The organism is Streptococcus sp. 2_1_36FAA, assembly GCF_000161955.2.
In the GTDB taxonomy this organism is placed as follows: domain Bacteria; phylum Bacillota; class Bacilli; order Lactobacillales; family Streptococcaceae; genus Streptococcus; species Streptococcus gordonii.
This window is the reverse complement of record NZ_KI391976.1, coordinates 411,406-429,819: the sequence shown is the minus strand read 5'-3', so window position 1 is coordinate 429,819 and position 18,414 is coordinate 411,406. Positions and strand designations below refer to the sequence as shown.

The window sequence follows — 18,414 nt, the reverse complement described above, 5'->3', positions numbered from 1 at the left end:
CTGACAAATGTTGCAAAAGTACACACAGATGGTAGCTGTCACCAAGTGTACCATCACCAAAATTAAAAAAATACAGGAGAATGTAGATGCCTACAATTAACCAATTGGTTCGCAAACCGCGTAAATCAAAAGTAGAAAAATCTAAATCACCAGCATTGAACGTTGGTTACAATAGTTTGAAACGTGTTCCAACTAACGAAAGTGCACCTCAAAAACGTGGTGTAGCGACTCGTGTCGGAACTATGACGCCTAAAAAACCTAACTCTGCCCTTCGTAAATTTGCTCGTGTACGTTTGAGTAACTTGATCGAAGTAACTGCTTATATCCCAGGTATCGGACACAACTTGCAAGAGCACAGTGTTGTGCTTCTTCGTGGTGGACGTGTAAAAGACCTTCCAGGGGTACGTTACCACATCGTTCGTGGTGCACTTGATACAGCAGGTGTTACTGATCGTAAACAAGGCCGTTCTAAATACGGTACTAAAAAACCAAAAGCATAAGGAAAGGGGATAAAGAGAAATGAGTCGTAAAAACCGTGCGCCTAAGCGCGAAGTATTGCCAGATCCGCTTTACAATTCAAAATTAGTTACTCGTCTTATCAACCGCGTTATGCTTGATGGTAAACGTGGTACAGCCGCTTCTATTGTATATGGAGCATTCGAGCAAATCAAAGAAGCTACTGGAACTGATGCACTTGAAGTATTTGAAACAGCGATGGAAAACATCATGCCTGTTCTTGAAGTACGTGCTCGCCGTGTTGGTGGATCTAACTACCAAGTACCGGTTGAAGTTCGTCCTGAACGTCGTACAACATTGGGACTTCGTTGGTTGGTAACAATCGCTCGCCTTCGTGGTGAACACACAATGCAAGACCGTCTTGCAAAAGAAATCATGGATGCTGCTAACAACACGGGTGCAGCTGTTAAGAAACGCGAAGATACTCACCGTATGGCTGAAGCCAACCGTGCCTTCGCACACTTCCGTTGGTAATATAGGATGCGAAAGCGTTAAGAAAGTCCCAGAGAAAATAGGGAATCGAAGCAGGTTGCGATTGCAACCAATGAGATTCATCTTTTTCTCCAGACTTTTAGCTTGAGCTCAACTAAATCATGATGCTAGGAACGGTAAGGATGCAAAGTTAAAATAGGAAACTGATGCAGTGTTCAGTGAACACAAAGCAGTTTATCTTTTTTGCGCCGGGCCTCGCTCGGGTTCAACTCAGCTAACTTGAGCTTTTAGCCCGAGTTCAATTGAGCTTGGTCAGCTCTTAGCTACAATTCAACTTATCTACAAGTTGAAACCAACAAAATCAGATAAACATTGAGAACGGGTAGGTCCTGCCTATCCGTTTTTGCTAAATAATGTTATAATAAACTGTAAAATAAATTAATAGGAGAAAATAACCTCATGGCACGCGAATTTTCACTTGAAAAAACACGTAATATCGGTATCATGGCTCACGTCGATGCTGGTAAAACAACTACAACTGAGCGTATCCTTTACTACACTGGTAAAATTCACAAAATCGGTGAAACTCACGAAGGTGCGTCACAAATGGACTGGATGGAGCAAGAGCAAGAACGTGGTATCACAATCACATCTGCTGCGACAACAGCTCAATGGAACAACCACCGCGTAAACATCATCGACACACCAGGACACGTGGACTTCACAATCGAAGTACAACGTTCTCTTCGTGTATTGGATGGTGCGGTTACCGTTCTTGACTCACAATCAGGTGTTGAGCCTCAAACAGAAACAGTTTGGCGCCAAGCTACTGAATACGGAGTTCCTCGTATTGTATTTGCTAATAAAATGGACAAAATCGGTGCTGACTTCCTTTACTCAGTAAGCACTCTTCATGACCGTCTTCAAGCAAACGCTCACCCAATTCAATTGCCAATCGGTGCTGAGGATGACTTCCGTGGTATCATTGACTTGATCAAGATGAAAGCTGAAATCTATACTAACGACCTTGGTACAGATATTTTGGAAGAAGATATTCCTGCTGAATACCTTGAACAAGCACAAGAATACCGTGAAAAATTGGTGGAAGCAGTTGCGGAAACTGATGAAGATTTGATGATGAAATACCTTGAAGGTGAAGAAATCACTAACGAAGAATTGAAAGCTGGTATCCGTAAAGCAACTATCAACGTTGAATTCTTCCCAGTATTGTGTGGTTCAGCCTTCAAGAACAAGGGTGTTCAATTGATGCTTGATGCAGTTATCGACTACTTGCCAAGCCCACTTGATATCCCAGCAATCAAAGGTATCAACCCAGATACAGATGAAGAAGAAACTCGTCCAGCATCTGACGAAGAGCCATTTTCAGCTCTTGCCTTCAAGATCATGACTGACCCATTCGTAGGTCGTTTGACATTCTTCCGTGTATACTCAGGTGTTCTTCAATCTGGTTCTTACGTATTGAATACTTCTAAAGGTAAACGTGAACGTATCGGACGTATCCTTCAAATGCACGCTAACAGCCGTCAAGAAATTGAAACAGTATATGCTGGTGATATCGCTGCTGCCGTAGGTTTGAAAGATACTACTACTGGTGACTCATTGACAGATGAAAAAGCTAAAATCATCCTTGAGTCTATCAACGTTCCAGAACCAGTTATCCAATTGATGGTTGAGCCAAAATCTAAAGCAGACCAAGACAAGATGGGTATTGCCCTTCAAAAATTGGCTGAAGAAGATCCAACATTCCGCGTTGAAACAAACGTTGAAACTGGTGAAACAGTTATCTCTGGTATGGGTGAGCTTCACTTGGATGTCCTTGTTGACCGTATGCGTCGTGAGTTCAAGGTTGAAGCAAACGTAGGTGCTCCTCAAGTATCTTACCGTGAAACTTTCCGCGCTCCTACTCAAGCTCGTGGATTCTTCAAACGCCAATCTGGTGGTAAAGGTCAATTCGGTGACGTTTGGATCGAGTTTACACCAAACGAAGAAGGTAAAGGATTCGAGTTTGAAAATGCTATCGTCGGTGGTGTGGTTCCACGTGAATTCATTCCAGCTGTAGAAAAAGGTTTGATTGAGTCAATGGCTAATGGTGTCCTTGCTGGTTACCCAATCGTTGACGTGAAAGCTAAACTTTACGATGGTTCATATCACGATGTCGACTCATCTGAAACAGCCTTCAAGGTTGCGGCTTCACTTGCATTGAAAGAAGCTGCTAAGACTGCACAACCAGCTATCCTTGAGCCAATGATGTTGGTAACAATCACTGTTCCTGAAGAAAACCTTGGTGACGTTATGGGTCACGTAACAGCTCGTCGTGGACGTGTTGATGGTATGGAAGCTCATGGTAACAGCCAAATCGTTCGTGCTTACGTTCCGCTTGCTGAAATGTTCGGTTATGCAACAGTTCTTCGTTCTGCATCACAAGGACGTGGTACCTTCATGATGGTATTTGACCACTACGAAGATGTACCTAAGTCAGTACAAGAAGAAATTATCAAAAAACATAAAGGTGAAGCATAATAGCTCTGCCTGAGCACCCTCAAAGGGTGCTTTTTTCTTTCCAAAAGAGCTATCTGAAAATATTCTTGAAAAAGATTTGAAAGAATGAACAAGTTTCTCTTACAATGATGAAATCAGTTGCATTTTGTATCAAATAGGTATATAATAATAATGTTGAAAGGTGATTTGTAGCAACTCAAGTTACTCTTTTCACATAAAATATTTATTGATTTTCATAAGGAGGAAATCACGAATGGTAGTTAAAGTTGGTATTAACGGTTTCGGTCGTATCGGTCGTCTTGCATTCCGTCGTATCCAAAATGTAGAAGGCGTTGAAGTTACTCGCATCAACGACCTTACAGATCCTGTAATGCTTGCACATCTGTTGAAATATGACACAACTCAAGGTCGTTTCGACGGTACTGTTGAAGTAAAAGAAGGTGGATTCGAAGTTAACGGTAAATTCGTTAAAGTTTCTGCTGAACGTGACCCAGAAAACATTGACTGGGCTAACGACGGTGTAGAAATTGTTCTTGAAGCAACTGGTTTCTTTGCTACTAAAGCAGCTGCTGAAAAACACTTGCATGCTGGTGGTGCTAAGAAAGTTGTTATCACTGCTCCTGGTGGATCAGATGTTAAAACAGTCGTATTTAACACTAATCACGATGTTCTTGACGGTACTGAAACAGTTATCTCAGGTGCTTCATGTACTACAAACTGTTTGGCTCCAATGGCTAAAGCTCTTCAAGATAACTTCGGTGTTGTTGAAGGATTGATGACTACTATCCACGCTTACACTGGTGACCAAATGGTTCTTGACGGACCACACCGTAAAGGTGACCTCCGCCGTGCTCGTGCTGCTGCAGCTAACATCGTTCCTAACTCAACTGGTGCTGCTAAAGCAATCGGTTTGGTTATCCCTGAATTGAACGGTAAATTGGACGGAGCTGCTCAACGTGTTCCTGTTCCAACTGGTTCAGTAACTGAATTGGTAGCAGTTCTTGACAAGAACGTTACTGTTGATGAAGTGAACGCAGCTATGAAAGCAGCTTCAAACGAATCATACGGATACACTGAAGATCCAATCGTATCTTCAGATATCGTAGGTATGGCTTACGGTTCATTGTTTGACGCAACTCAAACTAAAGTTCTTGACGTTGACGGTAAACAATTGGTTAAAGTTGTATCATGGTACGACAACGAAATGTCATACACTGCACAACTTGTACGTACTCTTGAATACTTTGCGAAAATCGCTAAATAATTCATAGTATAGAAAAAGAGAGCTTAGCTCTCTTTTTTTGTACTTTTTTTAGAGATTTAAGCTCTATTTATAGGATAAGGTGGAAGGGATTGACAATAAAAGTAAGCAAAGGGTAGAATGGGTTTGAGTGAAGTTTTCTTTTTTTAAAGAGAAATGTAAGCGATTACTCAGAAAAGGGAGTGGTGTTAGTATTTAGAATTGGATAGTCGCAAAACTAAGAAAAGAAGAGAAGGAGTCAAGGTAAACATGGAATTTTATAAAAAGCAAAAATTTAGCATCAGAAAGTTAAGCTTGGGAGTTTGTTCTGTTTTAGTAGGAATAGCTCTTTTTGGAGTGGCAAATGTTTCAGCAGAAGAGAAGCTTACAGACTTGTCCCAAGCTAGTGATGTGGCTTTAGTCAATGCAGATGCCCCGAAGGAAGAGGCGTCAGAGGAAGCACAAGGGAAACCTGCTTCAGAGGAGGCAAGTCAAGCAACACAGCCAGATACAGAAAATCAAGCAGTTGTTGAAGATAAAAAACCAGTAGTAGAGAGGCAAGATGTAGCAACTGTCGCAGAGAAAGAGGAAAAACCTGCAACTAAGGAAGCAAAAGTCGTAGAGGATCTACCGAGTCAAGAAGATAAAAAACTAAAGCCAAAAGAAGTTAAGTTTGATACTTGGCAAGATCTGCTAAATTGGAAACCTGGGGATCGAGAAGATGATGATATTAACCGCGCTAGCGTACCTTTGGCTGAACGTTATCAAGGGCATCAAATTAATCAACAAGCAAATCCAGAGGCTAAGGTTCAGGCTTTATCCAATATGAACTCCAAAGCACTTGACCATGCTTCTACTGGAGGTGAGGAATTTAAGGCCTATGCCTTTGATTATTGGCAATACTTACACTCAATGGTTTTCTGGGATGGGCTAGTTCCTACTTCAGATGTCATTGATGCTGCGCATAGAAATGGCGTTCCTATCTATGGTACCCTCTTCTTTAATTGGTCTTCCAGCGCTAAGGATCAGGAACGATTTGCAGAGGCTTTAAAAGAAGATTCTGAAGGTTCAAAGACCTTCCCTATTGCACGTAAATTAGTTGAACTTGCCAAGTATTATGGTTATGATGGCTATTTTATTAACCAAGAAACAACTGGTAGTCAGGTAGAGCCTTTAGGACCTAAAATGCGTGACTTCTTGCTCTATACAAAAGAGTATGCACGTTCTTTGAATTACCCGATTAAATATTCTTGGTATGATGCCATGACCTACGAATATGGTCGTTATCATGAAAATGCCCTTGGAGAATATAATTATCAGTTTATGCAGCCTAAAGATGGTGAAAATCCAGTAGATACTTTCTTTGCTAACTTTAACTGGGGTAAGGCAGAGACGGATTATTCAATCAGTACTGCAAAATGGATTAAACGCAATCCCTACGATGTTTTGGCTGGAATAGAGTTACAAAAGGGCGGTTCTTACAAGACCAATGTGGACTGGGATGCCATTCTAGATGAAAATGGGAAACTCCGTCTTTCTCTAGGTCTCTATGCACCTGATACTATCACTGGTCTTGGTAAAACAGGTGAGGGCTACCATATTCACGAAAATTACTTCTGGACAGGTTTCCAAGGGGATCCTAGTAAGGGAAAACCAGCTGACCAATCTTGGTATGGTATGTCAAACTTGGTGGTTGATAAAACAGCTATCACTAAACCCGATTTTAATACTTCCTTTAATACTGGCCACGGGAAACGTTGGTTTGTAGATGGGAAAGTTTCTAAAGTTGGAGAATGGAACTATCGTTCGGTATCTGGTTTCTTGCCGACCTGGCGTTGGTGGATTCAGCACTCAGAAGGTAGTGCACCTCTGAAGGGGCGTTATGATTTTGATGAAGCCTATAACGGTGGAAATTCATTAGCTTTTGAGGGAAACTTGGATGCAAATAGCAGCCAGAATGTTATGCTTTATTCAACTAAGATTCCAGTTAGTGATAAGACCAAACTTAGCCTAACGCATAAAGGTGGTCAAGGAACGAGTGCTTGGGTTGCTCTTGCGACCAAACCAGATTATTCAGAGTATGAATGGAAAGAACTTAACCCTAGCAAAGACTGGAAGACAGAGACCTTTGACTTATCTTCTCTAGCTGGTAAAACGATTTATGGGGTTAAAATGTTCTTTGACCACGACAGTGATGTCAAAGATTATAAGTTTAATCTAGGACAATTATCCATCTATGCTAACCAAGAGAAACCAGCTGCGCCAAAGGATGTCGTTGTAAAAGCTAAACGTCTTCAAAATGCTCAGGAAGCCGAAGCCTTGCTACAGTTTAAGGGAAGTGCAGATGCAGATTATTATGAAATCTATGAAAAGGATGGTGATCAATGGCGTCTAGTAACTGGAACTTCTGGCACATCAGCTTATTTGGCTAAAGTGACTCGTTCAGCTAGTGCCAAGGGTAGTAAGCAAGAGCTAAAAGTCGTTGCGGTAGGAAAGAACGGTCTTCGTTCAGATGCAGGGACGGTTGACTTTGATTGGGGCATGCAAGTTTCCGATACTTCTTTACCAAAACCTTTAGCGCCGAATGTAGTTTTAGGAGCCAAAGTGACCGCTTCAAGCTTCCCTGATGCAGATGGAAGCGAAGGTATTGAAGGCATGCTGAATGGTACTATTACCAGTCTGTCAGATAAATGGTCTTCTGCCCAACTAAGCGGAACGGTAGACATTCGCTTGACTCAGCCACGCACGGTAACCCGCTGGGTTATGGAACATGCTGGAGCCGGCGGAGAGTCTGTTGATGATGGTAAGATGAATACGCGAGACTTTGATCTATATTACAAGGATGAAGCCGGCGAATGGAAATTAGCCAAGGCTGTCCGGGGCAATAAGGATCATGTGTCAGATATTGTATTAGATAAGCCGATTCGAGCACAAGACTGGCGCTTAGATGTCATTACAGCTGATAACGGGACTCCATGGCGGGCAATTCGGATTTATAACTGGAAGATGTATGAAAGCTTAGATACTGAGACAGTTAATATTCCGATGAAAAATGCTGCTGCGCGTGTTCTTGGAAATGGACACGTTCAAGTAGGTTTTAAAGATGTTGCAGCTAAAACAACAGTATCATTATATGAAAGTAGCGATGCAAAACAAGCGATTGCAACTATGACAGCTGATAAGGACGGTAATCTTATCTTTAAACCTCTTGCTTTTGCTAAACTGCCTAATTTACTATATTATCGCTCTCAAGTTGCAGGTAAGGATATTAGTAATGTGCTAGCTATTGAAGTACCTAAAGAAGATAAAGAAATATCTAAAGTCGAACTTGAAACAGCACCTGAAAGAAAGGTTTATCGTCAAGGAGATGCTCTATCTCTGAAGGGTGGTACCATTCGTGTCAGCTTTAAAGGGGGAGAAGCGGATCAGTTGATTCAGCTATCAAATAGCGGGGTTGAAGTAACTGGCTATGATCCTTCTAAATTAGGAGAGCAGCATTTACAAGTATCTTATCTGGGCCAAAAACTGGATCAATCACTGACAGTTTATGTTGTCAGTCATAGCGAAGCAGGAGAGAAGACACCTGTGGGACTTGAATTGATTGAAAAACCTAAAACAGACTACATTGTTGGTGAAAATCTTGAGACACAAGGAGGACGTTTCCGACTAGTTTTTGATGATGAAACAACTGAAGAACATGCTTTAGATGAAGCAGGTGTCCAAGTTACAGGATATGATGCTCACAAAGAAGGACGCCAAACAATTTCGATTAGCTATCGTGGTGTGACGACAACTTATGATGTGTTTGTATCGCCAAAGCCAGCTCTAAATGATGAATATTTGAAGCAAAAATTGGCAGAAGCAGCTGCTGTACAAAATAAGGTCGATTTCAGCTTTGCAAGTCAGGAAAATAAAGATGCCTTGCTCAAGGAAATCGCAAGTGCGGAGCAAATCCTGAAAGACCATGATACAAGTACACAAGGACAGGTTGATGAAAGTCTGTCTAAACTGACTCAAGCATTCAAGGCTTTGGATGGCCGAAAGAATTTTGCAACCAAAACTTCTGAATTGGATACTTTGGCAACAGAAGCTCAAGACTTGCTTGCACAAAAGCCAAATCATCCTTCTGGAGATGCTTTACTCAATTTATTGAATAAAAATAAAGATCTATTGGCCTCTTCAGAAGTAACCCCAGAAGCGCTTGAAACAGCCAAAACTTCTCTTCAAGCGTTGATTGCTCTACTTAAAGAAGACAAACCGGCTGTATTTGTGGATTCAGCTACAGGAGTTGAAGTTCAATTTTCAAATAAGGAAACCACTCCAGTTAAAGGCTTGAAAGTCGGAGTTGTTGAGGCTAATGCTGCGGAAAAAGAAGCCTTTGCAGGTAGACTTGGTAAGGTATATGACATAGAGGGAGTAGATAAAGAGGGACGAGATATTGATACCCAGCATGCTTCTCTTGTTAAAATACCAGTAGAAGCTGGCAAGGAAGTTGAACAAGTTCTTTTCTTCCCAGATAATCAGCCAGTTCAATCTTTAGCCTTTGAGCAAGTAGGCAATGAAGTTATCTTCACGGCGCCTCACTTTACTCACTATGCTCTTGTCTACAAGACAGCAAAAGCAAGTGAGCCTGACCAGCCACTCAAGCCTGATCAACCATCTGAACCTGATAAGCCTACTGTTCCAAGTAATGATAATTCTAAACCACTTCAACCTCAGTTACCAGGTGATGGTCGTTTGAGTTCAGTTCAACCGAATGCAAATTCAACTGTTGAGCATCTAAACTATCAGGAAATGGATAGAGGATCTGCAAATTATCAAAGTCAGAACTTAGCAAATTCATCTTCTCAATCAGCCAAAGCAGAAGTTGATTCTCTGGATGTTAAAAAAGAAAATACTGTAACGTCTGCAAGCAACTTACCTAATACAGCTAGCCAAGAAGCATCATTTGTAGCAGAGTCAATCCTTTTGGCGGCTCTCGGTGGCCTTCTCTTAGCAGGTAAGAAAAAAGAAGATTAACAAATCAGCCAAGATAAGTGTCTTTCTAGATATCCCTTTTAGCAATTAGACGCGAAAGGAGAAGACGCCTACAAGAAGACTGCTAACCTGACTAGATTATCAAACCTCCCGTAAACTGCATATGGGAGGTTTGATTGTTGTAGAAGGGAAGCTTTTGAAGTATAAAAACAACTTGTTAAGGTTTATGTGTGAATGAATTGACTATATTGCCGATGAAACGGAGATAATTAAGCAGGGGAAATGATTGGATTTTTCTACCTCTTTTACATCTTTTGTGATATAATTATCATGTATTAAAAATAGAAGGAGTCATATCCAATGGCAAAATTGACTGTAAAAGACGTTGACTTGAAAGGGAAAAAAGTTCTCGTTCGTGTTGACTTTAACGTTCCTGTAAAAGATGGCGTGATCACAAATGACAACCGTATCACTGCAGCTCTTCCAACTATCAAGTACATCCTTGAACAAGGTGGACGTGCAATCCTCTTCTCTCACCTTGGACGTGTAAAAGAAGAAGCAGACAAAGAAGGTAAATCACTTGCTCCTGTAGCTGCTGACTTGGCTGCTAAATTGGGTCAAGACGTTAAGTTTATCCCAGGTGTAACTCGTGGTGCTGAATTGGAAGCAGCAATCAACGCTCTTGAAGATGGACAAGTTCTTTTGGTTGAAAACACTCGTTTCGAAGATGTTGACGGCAAGAAAGAATCTAAAAACGACCCTGAACTTGGTAAATACTGGGCATCACTTGGAGATGGTATCTTCGTAAACGATGCATTTGGTACAGCACACCGTGCACACGCATCTAACGTAGGTATCTCAGCAAACGTTGAAAAAGCAGTTGCTGGTTTCCTTCTTGAAAACGAAATTGCCTACATCCAAGAAGCAGTTGAAACTCCAGAACGTCCATTCGTGGCTATCCTTGGTGGTTCAAAAGTATCTGACAAGATCGGTGTTATTGAAAACTTGCTTGAAAAAGCTGATAAAGTCCTTATCGGTGGTGGTATGACTTACACATTCTACAAAGCGCAAGGTATCGAAATCGGTAACTCACTTGTAGAAGAAGACAAATTGGATGTTGCTAAAGCTCTTCTTGAAAAAGCAAACGGCAAATTGATCTTGCCAGTTGACTCAAAAGAAGCAAACGCATTTGCGGACTACACTGAAGTGAAAGACACTGAAGGTGAAGCAGTAGATCCAGGCTTCCTTGGTTTGGATATCGGTCCAAAATCAATTGCTAAATTTGACGAAGCCTTGACTGGTGCGAAAACTGTTGTTTGGAACGGACCTATGGGTGTGTTTGAAAACCCAGACTTCCAAGCTGGTACAATCGGTGTCATGGACGCTATCGTGAAACAACCAGGCGTGAAATCAATCATCGGTGGTGGTGACTCAGCTGCTGCAGCAATCAACCTTGGCCGTGCAGACAAATTCTCTTGGATCTCTACTGGTGGTGGTGCTTCAATGGAACTCCTTGAAGGTAAGGTTTTACCAGGTCTTGCAGCACTTACAGAGAAATAAGATATCATATTAAGATGGCTTTTAGCCATCTTTTTATCTAATATTCTGGCCTAATTTTTTGGATAAAATGCTTTCATCTGTTCTTTAGAAAAAAAGTAGGTAAAATAGTTGCATACAGTCTGTAAAACTGCTATTATAAACTGATGTATAAAACTAATTATGCTAAAGGAAAGGGTTTAAATGAACAAAAGAAAAGAAGTTTTTGGTTTTCGTAAAAGTAAAGTCGCTAAGACTTTATGTGGAGCTGTCTTAGGGGCAGCTTTGATTGCTGTTGCAGATCAGCAAGCTTTGGCTGATGAAGTTACAGAAACAAATAGTACAGCAAATGTAGCAGTCACTACAACTGGAAATCCAGCTACTAATCTGCCTGAAGCACAGGGAGAAGCGACTGAAGCAGCAAGCCAAAGTCAAGCACAGGCCGGTTCTAAAGATGGTGCTCTGCCAGTAGAAGTATCTGCTGATGATTTAAATAAAGCAGTGACTGATGCCAAAGCAGCAGGTGTCAATGTTGTGCAAGATCAAACAAGCGATAAAGGGACGGCTACAACTGCTGAAGAAAATGCACAAAAGCAAGCTGAAATTAAGAGTGACTACGCTAAACAAGCTGAAGAAATAAAGAAAACAACGGAAGCTTATAAAAAAGAAGTAGAGGCTCATCAAGCTGAAACTGATAAAATTAAGGCTGAGAACAAAGCTGCTGAAGATAAGTATCAAGAAGACTTAAAAGCTCATCAAGCGGAAGTTGAAAAAATCAACACTGCCAATGCGACAGCGAAGTCAGAATATGAAGCGAAGCTAGCTCAATATCAAAAAGACTTAGCAGCTGTTCAAAAAGCTAATGAAGACAGTCAGCTTGATTATCAAAACAAGCTTTCAGCTTACCAAGCAGAATTGGCGCGTGTTCAAAAAGCAAATGCTGAAGCTAAAGCAGCTTATGAAAAAGCAGTAAAGGAAAATACTGCTAAAAATGCTGCACTTCAAGCTGAAAACGAAGCAATTAAACAACGCAATGAAACAGCCAAAGCCAACTATGACGCTGCCATGAAGCAGTATGAAGCAGATCTTGCGGCTATTAAAAAAGCTAAGGAAGATAATGATGCTGATTACCAAGCAAAATTAGCAGCTTACCAAGCAGAGCTGGCACGTGTTCAAAAGGCAAATGCTGATGCTAAAGCAGCCTATGAAAAGGCAGTTGAAGAAAACACAGCTAAAAATACAGCTATTCAAGCTGAAAATGAAGCGATTAAGCAACGGAATGCCGCAGCTAAAGCAACTTATGAAGCAGCGTTGAAGCAATATGAAGCAGATTTAGCGGCTGTAAAGAAAGCCAACGAAGACAGTGAAGCTGACTACCAAGCTAAGCTAGCTGAATACCAGACAGAATTGGCACGTGTTCAAAAGGTAAATGCTGATGCTAAAGCAGCTTATGAGAAGGCCGTTGAAGACAACAAGGCAAAAAATGCAGCGCTCCAAGCTGAAAACGAAGAAATCAAGCAACGGAATGCCGCAGCTAAAACTGACTATGAAGCCAAATTAGCTAAATATGAAGCAGATCTTGCCAAATATAAGAAAGAGTTGGCTGAGTATCCGGCTAAGTTAAAGGCTTATGAAGATGAGCAGGCCCAAATTAAGGCAGCACTTGTAGAACTTGAAAAGAAAAAAGATCAAGATGGTTACTTGTCTAAGCCATCTGCTCAGAGCTTGGTTTATGATTTAGAACCGAATGCTCAACTTGACCTCAAAACAGAAGGAAAACTTCTTACAGCAGCAGCTGTTGATGAAGCCTTTAAGAAAGACACAGACCAGTATGGTAAAAAGAATCTTCAGTTAGACAACCTGAATGTCAAGAATTTGGAAAACGGTGCTACTACTTCTTCAGTAGAATTGTATGGGAACATCAATAACAAATCTGACTGGACCACCAATGTAGGGAATAAAACTGAAGTTAAATGGGGATCTGTTCTTCTAGAACGTGGTCAAAGCGTAACAGCGACTTATACCAACCTTCAAAATTCCTACTACAACGGTAAAAAGATTTCGAAGATTGTTTACAAATATACTGTAGATCCTTCTTCGCAATTTAAAAATCCTAGTGGAAAAGTTTGGTTGGGAATCTTTACCGACCCTACTCTAGGAGTCTTTGCTTCAGCCTATACGGGTCAAGTAGAAAAAGATACTTCGCTTTTCATTAAAAATGAATTCACCTTCTATGATGAAAATGATCAGCCAATTAATTTTGACAATGCCCTTCTTTCTGTAGCCTCACTTAACCGTGAGCATAACTCTATTGAGATGGCCAAGGATTATAGTGGTAAGTTTATCAAAATCTCAGGTTCATCCATTGGTGAAAAGAATGGTATGATTTATGCTACTGAAACCTTGAACTTTAAACAAGGACAGGGTGGGGCACGTTGGACAATGTATCCAAATGGTCAGCCAGGTTCTGGTTGGGATACCTCTGATGCACCAAACTCTTGGTATGGTGCAGGGGCTATTAGCATGTCAGGCCCTAACAATTACGTTACGGTTGGTGCAACGTCTGCTACTAATGTGATGCCTGTAGCGGAAATGCCTCAAGTACCTGGAAGAGACAATACTGAAGGTAAAAAACCAAACATTTGGTACTCACTTAATGGTAAAATTCGTGCGGTCAACGTTCCAAAAATTACTAAGGAAAAACCAACTCCGCCGGTAGCACCTACTGAACCACAAGCTCCTACTTATGAAGTGGAAAAACCATTGGAGCCAGCACCAGTAGTACCAACATATGAAAATGTGCCAACTCCGCCAGTTAAGACTCCAGATCAACCGGAGCCATCAAAACCGGAAGAGCCAACATATGAGACAGAGAAACCATTGGAGCCAGCACCAGTAGCACCAACATATGAAAATGAGCCAACTCCACCAGTTAAGACTCCAGATCAACCAGAGCCATCAAAACCGGAAGAGCCAACATATGAGACAGAGAAACCATTGGAGCCAGCACCAGTAGCACCGACATATGAAAATGAGCCAACTCCACCAGTTAAGACTCCAGATCAACCGGAGCCATCAAAACCGGAAGAGCCAACATATGATCCATTGCCAACTCCACCGCTAGCACCAACTCCTAAGCAGTTGCCAACTCCACCAGTTGTACCGACAGTTCATTTCCACTATAGCAGTTTATTAGCTCAGCCTCAGATTAATAAAGAAATCAAGAATGAGGATGGTGTAGATATTGACCGGACGTTGGTTGCTAAACAGTCAATTGTTAAGTTTGAATTGAAAACTGAAGCCTTGACAGCTGGACGTCCAAAAACTACTTCATTTGTATTGGTAGATCCACTACCAACTGGCTATAAGTTTGACTTGGATGCAACTAAGGCTGCAAGTACAGGCTTTGATACAACTTATGATGAAGCGAGCCACACTGTAACCTTTAAGGCGACTGATGAGACATTGACAACGTATAATGCTGATTTAACTAAATCTGTTGAGACTCTTCATCCAACGGTTGTTGGTCGAATCTTGAACGATGGGGCAACTTATACTAATAACTTCACTTTGACAGTCAATGATGCTTATGGTATTAAGTCAAATGTTGTTCGTGTAACGACTCCTGGTAAACCAAATGATCCTGATAATCCAAATAACAATTATATTAAGCCAACGAAAGTAAATAAGAATAAAGAAGGTCTTAATATTGACGGAAAAGAAGTTTTAGCTGGTTCAACCAACTACTACGAATTAACATGGGATTTGGATCAATATAAGGGCGATAAATCTTCTAAGGAAGCAATCCAAAATGGTTTCTACTATGTAGATGATTATCCAGAGGAAGCATTAGATACTCGTCCTGATTTGATTAAGGTTGCAGATGAAAAAGGAAATCAAGTATCAGGTGTCAGCGTTCAACAATATGACAGTCTAGAAGCTGCTCCTAAGAAAGTTCAAGACTTGTTGAAGAAAGCTAACATTACTGTTAAGGGTGCTTTCCAACTCTTCTCTGCTGATAATCCAGAAGAATTTTATAAGCAATATGTAGCAACTGGAACATCACTAGTCATTACAGATCCGATGACTGTTAAGTCTGAATTTGGTAAGACAGGTGGTAAGTATGAAAACAAGGCTTATCAAATTGATTTCGGAAATGGCTATGCTACAGAAGTAGTGGTTAACAACGTACCGAAAATCACACCGAAAAAAGACGTAACAGTGAGCCTAGATCCAACTAGTGAAAATCTGGATGGTCAAACAATTCAATTGTATCAAACATTTAACTATCGTCTGATTGGTGGCCTCATTCCACAAAATCACTCTGAGGAATTAGAAGACTACAGCTTTGTGGATGATTATGACCAAGCTGGTGATCAGTATACTGGTAATTACAAGACATTCAGCTCTCTGAACTTGACAATGAAAGATGGTTCAGTGATTAAGGCAGGTACAGATCTAACATCTCAAACAACTGCTGAAACAGATGCTGCAAATGGTATTGTAACTGTTCGTTTCAAGGAAGATTTCTTACAAAAGATTAGTTTGGATTCTCCATTCCAAGCTGAAACTTACCTTCAAATGCGCAGAATTGCTATTGGAACATTTGAAAATACTTATGTAAATACTGTTAATAAGGTTGCTTATGCATCTAACACGGTACGTACAACAACTCCAATACCAAGAACACCAGACAAACCGACACCAATTCCAACGCCAAAACCAAAGGATCCTGACAAACCTGAGACACCAAAAGAACCAAAAGTTCCTAGTCCAAAAGTTGAAGATCCTTCAGCACCAATTCCTGTTTCTGTTGGTAAAGAATTAACAACACTTCCAAAAACAGGAACAAATGATGCAACTTATATGCCTTATTTAGGCTTGGCTGCCCTTGTTGGTTTCCTAGGATTAGGTCTAGCAAAGCGCAAAGAAGATTAATCAAATAGCTTAGACTTGTTTCATCTTTGATGTTATGTCGGCTATACTGAGTCGGTAATTTAGGACTCTATAGATTTTAAGGCTGGAACCCAGTGTTCCGGCCTTATTTCTTTTTTACTTTTCTATATAATTTATGTATCAGAAATATATAGAATTTGTAATCATTTCAAAATATTGGGATAAGATAACTGACATCTAAATAAGGTATGATTATGCTAACATCAAATTTTGCGGAGAAAATCATTTTATGAAAAAAATATTTATTAAAACAGCTCTTGTGGTTGCTTCTACAGCTCTTTCAGCTATAGCTGGTCTTCAAGTTGCACATGCAGATTCTTATGTTGTACAACAAGGTGATTCTTTCTTTGGAATTGCTAGTGCTCACGGAATGAGCCCTTATGATCTAGCTGCGAAAAATGGCAAATCTATTTTTGATACAATCAACCCAGGTGATGTTTTGGAAGTGGACGGTGCTACTTCTACTTATGCAAATTCAGGTTATGGTGTGAGCAGTAATGCGGATTTGGTATCTGATGTAGATGATGTTGTTTTAAATACCCCGACTGACTATGGTAACTCTTATCCAATCGGACAATGTACTTGGGGTGTTAAGGAATTAGCTCCTTGGGCAAGCAACTGGTGGGGGAATGCCAATACTTGGGCTATCAATGCCAGCAATCAAGGTTATGTTACTGGTACAGTTCCGACAGTAGGCGCAATCGCTGTTTGGGACGGAGGAGAATATGGTCATGTTGCTTATGTTACAGATGTTCAGAGCGACGGTACAATCCAAGTGCTAGAAGCTAATTACAATCGTCAAAAGCAAATTGATAATTATCGCGGTTATTTTAACCCCAATGAATTTTTGGGAAATGTAACGTATATCTATCCAAACTAATTTGATTGAAGATTTAGAGCTTGCTCTAGATCTTTTTTATTTTTCAAGATAGGATATAGAGGGTGAGAATGAGAGGACGTTGCAAACAAGAAGGCTTTTTGTTGGAAAATATGTTAGAATGAAAGTAATTTGATTTGAAAGAGGGTCAGGAATGAACTATTTTAGCAAGTACAAGTTTGATAAATCAAAATTCAAATTAGGAATGCGGACTTTTAAGACAGGGTTGGCGGTTTTTATCATTCTCTTGATGTTTAGTCTATTTGGCTGGGGTGGCCTGCAGATAGGAGCTTTGACAGCAGTTTTTAGCTTGCGGGAAGATTTTGATAAGAGCGTGCATTTTGGTACTTCTCGTATCTTAGGAAATAGTATCGGTGGTTTTTATGCCTTGATTTTTTTCCTCATCAATAAGGTTTTTCAAGATCAGCTCTGGGTCACCTTGCTTTTTGTTCCGATTTGTACCATGCTAACGATTATGACTAATGTTGCCATGAACAATAAGGCAGGGGTAATTGGGGGTGTATCGGCCCTCTTGATTATTACACTGTCAGTTTCTGAAGGGGATACGATTGTTTACGTATTTGCCCGGATTTTTGAGACATTTCTTGGTGTATTCGTTGCCATGTTAGTAAATTATGACATTAATCGCCTGCGTTCTTTTTTTAGAAAAGAGAAAAGCAAATGAATATGTCAGAAAAAGTAACATTCCTTCTTGACAGGATAAATCTTTAGGAATATAATAGTGGTAATCTTGGCTAGTGGAGAGTGAAGTTTTTGCTTCATTTGCTAATACTTGCCATACAAGTAAGGAATTGGATCCGTACTAAAAACTTAGAAAGAATGATTAGCAATCCTTTTTATCTGAAAAGAAAAGTAATTGTTTCAGCTATCATATGGTCGTGCTAAAGCCGGTTTGATAGCTTGTTTTCCTATTAGTTTTTGGAGTTCTCATCTCTTACGAAAGGAGGATGTAATGAAAGAAAAAGAACTGCGACGCAATTTGGCAGTTTTCCCAATCGGCAGCGTTATGAAATTGACAGACTTAACGGCTCGGCAGATTCGCTATTATGAGGATCAGCAGCTGATTACACCTGAGCGAACAGAAGGGAATCGTCGCATGTATTCCCTAAATGACATGGATCGCTTGCTGGAAATAAAAGACTATATTTCTGAAGGCTATAATATTGCTGCAATCAAGCGTAAGTATGCTGAACGTGAAGCAATGGCCAAAAAACCAGTGAGCGCAAAAGACGTTCGACGTGCACTACACAACGACATTGTGCAACAGAGTAGATTTGCATCCTCTGTGCCGACATTTGGTCAATTAAAACGACCATAACTATTGTTTTATTTCATAAGG

The 18,414-nt window shown here is 40.5% G+C and carries 10 protein-coding genes; all 10 read left to right on the top strand.

Annotation, left to right across the window (positions count from 1 at the left end):
* Positions 1 to 86: 86 nt before the first annotated feature.
* Positions 87 to 500, top strand: a complete 414-nt coding sequence (rpsL, locus tag HMPREF0847_RS09840) for a 30S ribosomal protein S12 (protein ID WP_008808225.1) — start codon at positions 87 to 89, stop codon at positions 498 to 500.
* A gap of 19 nt (positions 501 to 519) precedes the next feature.
* Positions 520 to 990: a 30S ribosomal protein S7 gene (gene rpsG, locus HMPREF0847_RS09835; protein WP_008808226.1), complete on the top strand. Its 471-nt coding sequence runs from the start codon at positions 520 to 522 to the stop codon at positions 988 to 990.
* 417 nt (positions 991 to 1,407) lie between these two features.
* Complete coding sequence (gene fusA, locus HMPREF0847_RS09830; RefSeq protein ID WP_008808227.1) at positions 1,408 to 3,489, top strand: elongation factor G; 2,082 nt, start codon at positions 1,408 to 1,410, stop codon at positions 3,487 to 3,489.
* A 232-nt stretch (positions 3,490 to 3,721) separates the two neighbouring features.
* Positions 3,722 to 4,732 carry a type I glyceraldehyde-3-phosphate dehydrogenase gene (gap, locus tag HMPREF0847_RS09825; RefSeq protein ID WP_020992825.1) on the top strand — a complete coding sequence of 337 codons (1,011 nt, stop codon included), beginning with the start codon at positions 3,722 to 3,724 and terminating at the stop codon, positions 4,730 to 4,732.
* 246 nt (positions 4,733 to 4,978) lie between these two features.
* Complete coding sequence (locus tag HMPREF0847_RS09820) at positions 4,979 to 9,727, top strand: endo-beta-N-acetylglucosaminidase (RefSeq protein ID WP_020992824.1); 4,749 nt, start codon at positions 4,979 to 4,981, stop codon at positions 9,725 to 9,727.
* Between the two features lie 318 nt (positions 9,728 to 10,045).
* Positions 10,046 to 11,245, top strand: a complete 1,200-nt coding sequence (locus HMPREF0847_RS09815; RefSeq protein ID WP_008808230.1) for a phosphoglycerate kinase — start codon at positions 10,046 to 10,048, stop codon at positions 11,243 to 11,245.
* A gap of 180 nt (positions 11,246 to 11,425) precedes the next feature.
* Positions 11,426 to 16,159, top strand: a complete 4,734-nt coding sequence (locus HMPREF0847_RS09810) for an antigen I/II family LPXTG-anchored adhesin (RefSeq protein WP_008808231.1) — start codon at positions 11,426 to 11,428, stop codon at positions 16,157 to 16,159.
* A gap of 247 nt (positions 16,160 to 16,406) precedes the next feature.
* Positions 16,407 to 17,057 (top strand): COG3942 and LysM peptidoglycan-binding domain-containing protein, encoded by a 651-nt coding sequence (locus HMPREF0847_RS09805; protein WP_008808232.1) that lies wholly within the window; start codon positions 16,407 to 16,409, stop codon positions 17,055 to 17,057.
* A gap of 151 nt (positions 17,058 to 17,208) precedes the next feature.
* Positions 17,209 to 17,739, top strand: coding sequence for an FUSC family protein (locus HMPREF0847_RS09800; RefSeq protein WP_008808233.1), 531 nt, complete (start codon positions 17,209 to 17,211; stop codon positions 17,737 to 17,739).
* Between the two features lie 288 nt (positions 17,740 to 18,027).
* The gene (locus HMPREF0847_RS09795; protein ID WP_008808234.1) at positions 18,028 to 18,393 is read left to right on the top strand and encodes a MerR family transcriptional regulator; all 366 of its coding nucleotides are present in this window, start codon (positions 18,028 to 18,030) and stop codon (positions 18,391 to 18,393) included.
* Positions 18,394 to 18,414: the final 21 nt, after the last annotated feature.

Bases quoted from the DNA above. Each gene is read 5' to 3' on its own strand.
- rpsL (WP_008808225.1), top strand. From the start codon at position 87: ATGCCTACAATTAACCAATTGGTTCGCAAACCGCGTAAATCAAAAGTA.
- rpsG (WP_008808226.1), top strand. From the start codon at position 520: ATGAGTCGTAAAAACCGTGCGCCTAAGCGCGAAGTATTGCCAGATCCG.
- fusA (WP_008808227.1), top strand. From the start codon at position 1,408: ATGGCACGCGAATTTTCACTTGAAAAAACACGTAATATCGGTATCATG.
- gap (WP_020992825.1), top strand. From the start codon at position 3,722: ATGGTAGTTAAAGTTGGTATTAACGGTTTCGGTCGTATCGGTCGTCTT.
- HMPREF0847_RS09820 (WP_020992824.1), top strand. From the start codon at position 4,979: ATGGAATTTTATAAAAAGCAAAAATTTAGCATCAGAAAGTTAAGCTTG.
- HMPREF0847_RS09815 (WP_008808230.1), top strand. From the start codon at position 10,046: ATGGCAAAATTGACTGTAAAAGACGTTGACTTGAAAGGGAAAAAAGTT.
- HMPREF0847_RS09810 (WP_008808231.1), top strand. From the start codon at position 11,426: ATGAACAAAAGAAAAGAAGTTTTTGGTTTTCGTAAAAGTAAAGTCGCT.
- HMPREF0847_RS09805 (WP_008808232.1), top strand. From the start codon at position 16,407: ATGAAAAAAATATTTATTAAAACAGCTCTTGTGGTTGCTTCTACAGCT.
- HMPREF0847_RS09800 (WP_008808233.1), top strand. From the start codon at position 17,209: ATGAACTATTTTAGCAAGTACAAGTTTGATAAATCAAAATTCAAATTA.
- HMPREF0847_RS09795 (WP_008808234.1), top strand. From the start codon at position 18,028: ATGAAAGAAAAAGAACTGCGACGCAATTTGGCAGTTTTCCCAATCGGC.